Origin of the sequence: Micromonospora sp. NPDC049580 (assembly GCF_040675595.1) — a bacterium.
Taxonomy (GTDB): Bacteria; Actinomycetota; Actinomycetes; order Mycobacteriales; family Micromonosporaceae; genus Micromonospora.
Genome location: NZ_JBFAPG010000778.1, coordinates 1 through 1,672, shown reverse-complemented (window position 1 = coordinate 1,672; position 1,672 = coordinate 1). Strand labels below are relative to the sequence as shown.

2 protein-coding genes are annotated in these 1,672 nt (G+C 72.4%); one reads left to right on the top strand and one right to left on the bottom strand.

Annotated elements, in window-relative coordinates; translation table 11 throughout:
- Positions 1-82: 82 nt before the first annotated feature.
- Positions 83-553, bottom strand: a complete 471-nt coding sequence (locus AB0J68_RS32005; RefSeq protein WP_363942602.1) for a dihydrofolate reductase family protein — start codon at positions 551-553, stop codon at positions 83-85.
- A gap of 138 nt (positions 554-691) precedes the next feature.
- On the opposite strand from AB0J68_RS32005, the gene AB0J68_RS32000 reads away from it, so the two are divergent.
- The gene (locus AB0J68_RS32000; RefSeq protein WP_354859129.1) at positions 692-1,669 is read left to right on the top strand and encodes an aldo/keto reductase; all 978 of its coding nucleotides are present in this window, start codon (positions 692-694) and stop codon (positions 1,667-1,669) included.
- Positions 1,670-1,672: the final 3 nt, after the last annotated feature.

Below are 1,672 nucleotides of genomic sequence, written 5' to 3'. Positions count from 1 at the left end.
AGCGCGCCACACCATTTCCGATCAAGATCCACCCTGCGTACGGGTGCGGGGGGCCGGCCCGGGCGGGCCGGCCCCGAGGTGGTCAGGCCGCCGGGCGTACGCGGTAGGCCAGGTGCGTGACGCCGTCGCCCTCGACGACGCGGAAGGGGCCGTCGAGGTGCAGCGGCGCGATCGTCAGGCCGGCGAAGAACGGTATGCCGGCGCCGAGCACGACCGGGACGAGGTCGACGTGCACCTCGTCGAGCAGGCCGGCCGCGACAACCTGGGCCGCGATGGTGCCGCCGTTGACGCCGACCTCCTTGTCACCGGCGAGCGCCTTCGCGCGGTCGATGGCGCTGGCGATGCCGTCGGTGACGAAGACGAACGAGTCGTTCGCCGGCTCCCAGCCCTGCGGCACGGTGTGCGTGACGACCACGACGGGCACGTCCATCGGGTGCCGGCCGCCCCACCCACTGGTCATGTCGAACAGCCGCCGGCCGACGACAAGCGCGCCGGTTCGTTCGTTGAGGTCCCGCAGGTGGCGGGCGCTCGCGGCGGACGTCCGGAACGTCATCTCGGGGTTGGCCGTCGGCGTCTCGACGTCGCCGCTGCCGTACCACTGGAAGAGGTGCTCGAAGCTGCCATGAGCCGGGATGGACCGCCGTTGGACGCCGCCGGGCGGCAGGCGGAGGACGGTCGTAGCGTGGTGCCCATGAGAACCACCACGCTGGGCAGTGCAGGGCCCGAGGTCGGCGTCATCGGTCTCGGGTGCATGGGCATGAGCCACGGATACGACATCACCGGCCCCCGCGACGACGACACCTCGATCTCGGTGATCCGGCAGGCGCTGGACCTGGGCGCCACGCTGATCGACACGTCCGACGTGTACGGGCCGTACACCAACGAGGAGCTGGTCGGCCGGGCGCTGGCCGACGGCCACCGGGAGCGGGCCGTCCTGGCGACCAAGGTCGGGCTGGTGGCCACGTCCCTGACCGGAGGCCCCGGCAACTCACCGAAGATCGGCAACAACGGCCGGCCGGAGCACATCCGCACGGCCATCGACGACAGCCTGCGCCGCCTCAACACCGACCATGTCGACCTGTACCAGCTGCACCGCGTCGACCCCGAGGTGCCCATCGAGGAGTCCTGGGGCGCGATGGCGGAGGTCGTCGCGGCGGGCAAGGCCCGTCAGATCGGCCTGTCCGAGGTGACGGTGGACCAGATCGCGCGGGCCCAGGCCGTGCACCCGGTGGCGTCGGTGCAGTCCGAGCTGTCCCTGTGGACCCGGGACCCGCTGGCCGAGGTTCTGCCGTACTGCGTCGCGCACGGCATCGCCTTCCTGCCGTTCTCCCCGCTGGGCCGGGGCTTTTTGACCGGCCGGTTCTCGTCGTTCGACGACCTGCCGGCCGACGACTTCCGACGCGGCCTGCCGCGCTTTCAGCAGGACGCGCTGCGGGCCAACCTGGCCATCGTCGCCCGGGTCCGGGAGATCGCCGACCGGGCCGGCGTCACTCCCGCGCAGGTCGCGCTCGCGTGGGTGATCGCCCAGGGCGACCGGGTCATCCCGATCCCCGGCACCAAGACGCCGAAGTACCTGGTGGACAACTGCGCGGCCGGCGACGTGCAGCTCGGCGCCGAGGAACTGGCCGACCTCGACGCGCTGCCCGCCCCCGAGGGCGGTCGCTACTGAGCG